At 69.8% G+C, this 2,934-nt stretch carries 3 protein-coding genes; all 3 read right to left on the bottom strand.

Annotation, left to right across the window (positions count from 1 at the left end):
• The coding region (locus QN345_RS17540) for a class II fructose-bisphosphate aldolase (protein WP_323508975.1) at positions 1 to 879 on the bottom strand (879 nt) is incomplete at its 3' end.
• A 156-nt stretch (positions 880 to 1,035) separates the two neighbouring features.
• A complete protein-coding gene (locus tag QN345_RS17535; RefSeq protein WP_323508974.1) occupies positions 1,036 to 2,253 on the bottom strand; it encodes an AI-2E family transporter in 1,218 nt (405 codons plus the stop codon).
• A gap of 100 nt (positions 2,254 to 2,353) precedes the next feature.
• The coding region (locus QN345_RS17530) for a (2Fe-2S)-binding protein (protein ID WP_323508973.1) at positions 2,354 to 2,934 on the bottom strand (581 nt) is incomplete at its 5' end.

Raw genomic sequence — 2,934 nt, 5'->3', positions numbered from 1 at the left:
CTGGGCGTCGGTTTCCGCCGCGTCGATCGGGGGGACGACCCCGTGCATCCGCACCAGGATCACGTGCAGCGCGACGATGTCGGAACGAACCTGCCCGAACAAGGACGGCGGGTCCCACTTGTCGCGCGCCTCCGCGTCTTTGAGATAGGCGAGGCTCGACTGCATGAAGGTGATCTTGAGCGCCGTGGAAATGTTGACCTTGGCGCATCCGAGCGCGATGAGTTCGGCGAACTGGCCCGGGCTCAGGCCGCTCCCGCCGTGCAGGGCGATCGGGATCGGGTGCGCCGTGACGATGTCGCTCACCCGCCGGAAGTCGAGGACCGGTTCCCGGGTGTAGACGCCGTGGGCGTTGCCGATCGCGGGTGCGAAAACGTCGACGCCGGTCTCCTCGATGAAGCGCAGGGAGATCTCGAGGGACTGCCTCGCGGATGCCGTGTCCGAGCCGATGCCGTCCTCGACCCCGGTGATCGACTCGATCTCACCCTCGACGTGCGCACCGAAGGTGCGGGCCTCCGCGACGACCTCGACGGTCTGCCGCTGATTTTTCGCGACCGGGAGCCGGGACGCGTCGAAGAGCACCGAGTTCCAGCCGCGCTCGAGGCATTCGGTGATGACCGCCCGGTCGGGGCAGTGGTCGAGGTGCAGCACCACCGGCACGTCGATGCCGGCGGTCATCGATTCCCACATGCTGAAGAGCACACGCGACCCGATCGACTTCACGGTCTTGACCGAGGTCTGCACGATCACCGGTGACCGCGCCTCGACCGCCCCGGCCAGGACGGCCTCCATCGTGAGGTCGTTCACGATGTTGATCGCCGGCACGCCGTAGCGTTCCGCGAACGCGCGGTCGACGACCGATTTCAGGGTGGACACCGACATTCCAGGCCTCCTCGCCGGAGTGGGGCCGGTGTCCGGGCCCGGGTGTCACCGGGTCGCCGTCAGCCGGATGCCGACATCGTAGGCTGCAACCCCGGCCCCGACAATGGCCTCTGCTCTCAGGCCTCACGGCCGGAGGAGGTGGATCCTGTCCCTGGGTCAGCCGTCGCGGTGGACGCGGGCAGCGGCCGACGTGCCGCCGGCACCGGACTTTCCGCGGAAGAATCTGCGCGGCGGCGGGCTCGGGGCGACGGGGTGGTCCCAGACGCGCACGATCGACCACGCGACGGCGACGAGCGGCACCGCGAGCACCGCGCCGGCGATGCCGCCGAGCACGGTGCCCGCCGTGAGGGCTACGAGGATCACGAGTGGGTGCAGCTTGAGTGCGCCGGCCATCACGATCGGGTTCAGCAGGTCGCCTTCGAGCTGGTTGACCACGACGACGATGACCACGACGATGAGAGCGACGAGCGGCCCGTTGAAGACGAGGGCGACGAGCGCGGCGAGGATCCCGGCGATCGTCGCGCCGATCAAGGGGATGAACGCGGTGAGGAAGACGATCGCCGCGAGCGGCAGGGCGAGCGGCACCTGCAGGATGGCCAGGCTCGCGCCGATGACGACGCCGTCGAAGAGCGCGATGGTCGCGGTCCCGCGCACGTACTGTCCGAGGACCGTCGGTGCGGTCGTGCCGATGCGGCGGGCTCTCGCGAGGGCGGAGCCGCGCAACGGCGTCAGGAAGAAGGCCCAGATCGACGCGGCGTCCTTGAGGAAGAAGAACAGGATGACGACGACGAGGGCGGCTCCGGTGAGCACCTCGGCCGCGGCGGACACCCCGGCGAGTGCGCCGCTGCCGAACTCGGCACTCGTCACGAAGCCGATCACGGCGTTCCTGGCGGCCTCGAATTGGGTGGCATCGAGCGACAGCGGGCCGGTCGTCAGGTAGCCCTGCAACTGGTCGAGGCCGTCGGAGGCCGCGGTGACGAGCTCGGACCACTGGTTGCGCACGGCGAAGACGATCAGGGTCACGATGCCCCCGAGCACGACGACCCCGCCGAGCAGGGTGAGCCAGGTCGCCAGCGTTCGTGGAACTCCACGGGCGCGCAGCCAGCGCACGAGTGGGCTGAGCGCCGCCGCCAGGATGAGTGCGACGAGCGTGGGGATCACGACGAGTTTGAGCTGCACGAGGGCGAACACCACGCCGATTCCCAGCACGATCACGACGATCAGCTGGGCGCTGCGGATGCTCAGCCACCCCAGCCGGTCGACGAGCAGCGACTTCAGGGTGCTGTCCCTGGCACCAGAGTGCTCGGACCCGGCGGACTCAGCCGGAGTCTGCCGTTGTGCCTGCTGAGGGGTTCGCTCGGGCTTCGCTCGCATGCGTCCCATGGTAGGCCGGGTCGGGCCGCCGTCCCCGAACCTCACCAATTCGACGGAGTTTTTGAGTTTCACACCTGTGGGAGGCACATTTTCGGGGTGTTCAGCCCACAATCTCCGTCGAATTCGTCAGGGCGAAACGCTCAAGGACCTCGCCGATTCGGCCTCTGCACCCGCCGCAGCCGGTTCCGGCGCGGGTGGCCGAGCCGATGCAGGCGACGTCGGTGTTTCCGGCCGCCGCTGACGCGGTGATCGCGCCGACCGTGACCCCGTTGCACCAGCAGACCGTCGCGTCGGGGGCGAAGGCGTCGCCGCCGCCCGCCGGGTCGACGTCGGGGCCGTCGTAGCGCAGCAGCAGCGAACGGTCGGCGGGCAGTTCGCTGCCGCGCTCGAAGAGCAGGGTGAGTTCGGCACCGGTGCGCGGCATCCCGACGCAGATGAAGCCGGTGAGGATGCCGCCGCGCGTGACCATCTTCACGTAGCGGCCGTGCTCGGGGTCTGACCACTGCGACACGCCCAGGCGCGGCGCGGTCGCGCCCGGTGCCGCCGCGCAGTCCCTGCCGTGAACGGGCTCGGCGGCCCCGTGGCCGTCGTCCGGGTGCGCAGGGTCGATGTCCCAGGGGTCAGCGCTCGTGTCGCCGGCGGCGACGACGTCGATGCCCTCCGCCTTGAGCATGACGACGC

The sequence above is a fragment of the Cryobacterium sp. 10I1 genome (assembly GCF_035019805.1).
GTDB classification, from domain to species: domain Bacteria; phylum Actinomycetota; class Actinomycetes; order Actinomycetales; family Microbacteriaceae; genus Cryobacterium; species Cryobacterium glucosi.
Note: the sequence above shows the minus strand (reverse complement) of the source record. Positions and strands in the feature narration are given on the sequence as shown.

Excerpts from the sequence above, each read along its gene's own strand:
- QN345_RS17535 (WP_323508974.1), bottom strand. The coding sequence starts at position 2,253 with ATGCGAGCGAAGCCCGAGCGAACCCCTCAGCAGGCACAACGGCAGACT.